The organism is Micromonospora sp. URMC 106 (genome assembly GCF_051386395.1).
Taxonomy (GTDB): Bacteria; Actinomycetota; Actinomycetes; order Mycobacteriales; family Micromonosporaceae; genus Micromonospora.
Genome location: NZ_JBPQTP010000215.1, coordinates 1 through 2,688, shown reverse-complemented (window position 1 = coordinate 2,688; position 2,688 = coordinate 1). Strand labels below are relative to the sequence as shown.

The window sequence follows — 2,688 nt, the reverse complement described above, 5'->3', positions numbered from 1 at the left end:
CCTGGTCGCCGGCCTCGGGCACGACGACGTGAAGACGTACCTGCAGAGCGGGAACGTGGTCTTCGGCAGCACGGTGCGCGACGCCGAGGCGCTGGCGCGGGGCATCGAGCGGGCGATCGCCGACGAGCTGGGGCTGAGCGTGCCGGTGCTCGTGCGCAGCGGCCGGGAGCTGGCGGCGGTGGCCGGCGGCAACCCGTACGCCGACCGGGAGGACGACCCGACGCGGCTGCTGGTGGCCTTCCTCGCGGCGGTGCCCGAGAAGTCCGCCGTGACCGCCCTGACCGTGCCCGGCGGCGAGAACGTCGCGTTCACGGTCACCGGCCGCGAGGTCTACCTGCACTACCCGGACGGTGGCTACGGCCGGTCGAAGTTCACCAACAACTACCTGGAGAAGCAGCTCGGCGTGGTGGCGACCACCCGCAACTGGCGGTCGGTGCGCGCCCTCGCGGAGCAGGCGGCGTCCTGAGCGGGCGCGGCGGCGTGGTGTCGGCGCCGGTCAGCCCATGGGCGCGCCACGGCGGTACGGTCGGGACGCGCCACCCCCTGTCCGTGGCGCGTCCCGACCGCGTTCCGGTGCCCGGTCAGCTCAGGTCGACCCGGATCAGGTTGGTGCCCCGGGTGGTGAAGAGGGTGCGCGCGCCGTCCGTGACCACCTCGGGGGCGCCGAACCAGGACTGGTTCAGTCCGTCCGCCAGGATCGTCGGGGCCGGCTGGCGGCGGCCCACCCGGACGGTCCAGAGGCGCTTGCCGTCGACGCCGAAGAGCCGGTCGTCGATCACGGCCAGCTTGCCGCCGGCCGCGCCGACGTCGATGCGCCAGAGCACCTCGCGGGTACGCGGGTCCACCGCGAAGAGCTCGCCGTCGCTGGTGACGCCGACCAGCACCTGGCCGATCAGCTTCAGGTCCACGATCACGCCGCCCGTGGTGGGCTCGACGAGCCAGGCCAGGCGCTCGGTGCGGTAGTCGAAGTAGCCGAGCCTGGCCCGGGTGGTCGTCGGGGTGGTGCCGTAGCCGTTGCGGACGCTGCCGCCGAGGAAGACGCCGTGCGGGTCGGGGCAGAGCGACTGCACGGTCTGGTCCGGCAGGACACCCCGCCAGCTACGGAACCGTTGCCCGTCGTAGATGTTGAGCGCGCCCTCCCAGCGGCCGTAGTCCGGCTCGGTGGACATCAGCACCAGGCCGCGGCGCCGGTCGACGGTCAGCGACGTCGGGCGGGTCTGTTCCTGGTCGGCGTCGACCCGGGCGACCTCGGTGGCCACCCGAGCGTCGGCGGGCAGGGTGAGGTAGCGCGCCAGGGTGTAGACGCCCATGTGCACCACGCCCTGGTACGCCTCCATGTCCTTCGCCTCGCCGCCGAACGGCACCCGGAAGGTGTCGAAGGCCGGGGTGGCCTCGGTGGAGACGACCTGCACGCCGAGGGTGCCGCCGACCACGATCCGGTCCCCCGCGTGGCACAGCGACATCGGCCGTTCCGGGGTGGGGGCGAGGTCGGGTGAGCTCATGTCCAGCGCCTCGGTGGTGCGGCTCTCCAGGTCGTAGAAGATGCCGCCCGCGCTCTGCACGGCCCAGAGCCGGCCGTCGTCGAGGAAGCCGAGCCGGACGTTCGACGCCTCCGCGACCGGCACGCCGACCAGGGTGGGCGCGGTGTCGCCGAGCCGGAACCGGTAGAGCGACCCGCTCGGCCGCGTGGTGTAGAAGATCTCGTCGCCGCGGCTGGTGATGCCGACGACGAACGAGTCGTTCGGGGTGGTGAGGATCTGGTGGCGGCTGTGGTCGCGGGTGTCGACGACGAGGATCTCGGCCGTGGGCGAGATGCCGACGACGAGGTGGTCGCCGGCGAGGTGGCAGACGGCGCCGAAGGTGCGGTCGCGCAGCGCGGCGGGGAGGATGTCGGTGCGGGTGCCGGTGGCCCGGTCGTAGGCGACCAGCCCGGCCCGGGACCCGATGCCGCAGTAGACGGTGGTGTCGGTGGCGGCCAGGTCGCGCACGTAGGTGTCGTCGGGGTCCATCCGGCCGTGGTCGGTGGCCCGGCCGGTCGCCGGGTCGTACTCCCAGAGCTGCGCGGAGGGGTACGTGCCGACGAAGACCCTGCCGTCGGGGGACGCCTTGACGGTCCAGCCGACCTCCTGCTTCAGGTCGAGCACCCGGGTCACCTCCAGGCTGGTGGTGTCCACCCTGAACAGCAGGCCCGGGGAGTACGAGGAGACGAAGAGGTCGGTGCCGACCGCGTCGATGCCCCAGATGCCGGGCACGCCGGGGATGAGCGCGGTCTTGGTGATCCGGCGCTGGGTCAGGTCGTACGCGGCGACCCGGGTGGGCAGGATCTGCCGCGTGGCGAACCAGATCTCGTCGCCGACCCGGACGCCGTTGCCGAAGTTGAGCACCCGGGAGGCCGGGCCGAGGTCGGTGACGGCCACGCCGAGCGGTTCGCCGAGTTCGCCGTCGGGTGCGGCAAGGGCCGCCCGAGGGAATACGGCTCCTGCCGTTACCGCGCCCAGTCCGGCGAGCACTGCCCGCCGCGAGAGACTTCCCGACATGATCCGTCCTTCCGGAGGGGTCGCGTTGAGCCGGGCCACAGCTACCGCATTTACGGCCCGGACCGTTAATCGGGAACCCTAGGGCCGGGCGGCACTGCCGTCAACGGCCCGCCCGGAGCGGAGGGGGGGGGGGGGGGGGGGGGGGGGGGGG

General features: G+C 73.3%; 2 protein-coding genes. One reads left to right on the top strand and one right to left on the bottom strand.

Annotated elements, in window-relative coordinates:
- A partial coding sequence (locus tag ACSNOB_RS31730) for a DUF1697 domain-containing protein (protein WP_436691101.1) occupies nt 1-466 on the top strand: 466 nt, incomplete at its 5' end.
- Between the two features lie 115 nt (nt 467-581).
- Here ACSNOB_RS31730 and ACSNOB_RS31725 read toward each other — a convergent pair.
- Nucleotides 582-2,417, bottom strand: a complete 1,836-nt coding sequence (locus ACSNOB_RS31725; protein WP_436691099.1) for a hypothetical protein — start codon at nt 2,415-2,417, stop codon at nt 582-584.
- Between the last annotated feature and the right edge of the window lie 271 nt (nt 2,418-2,688).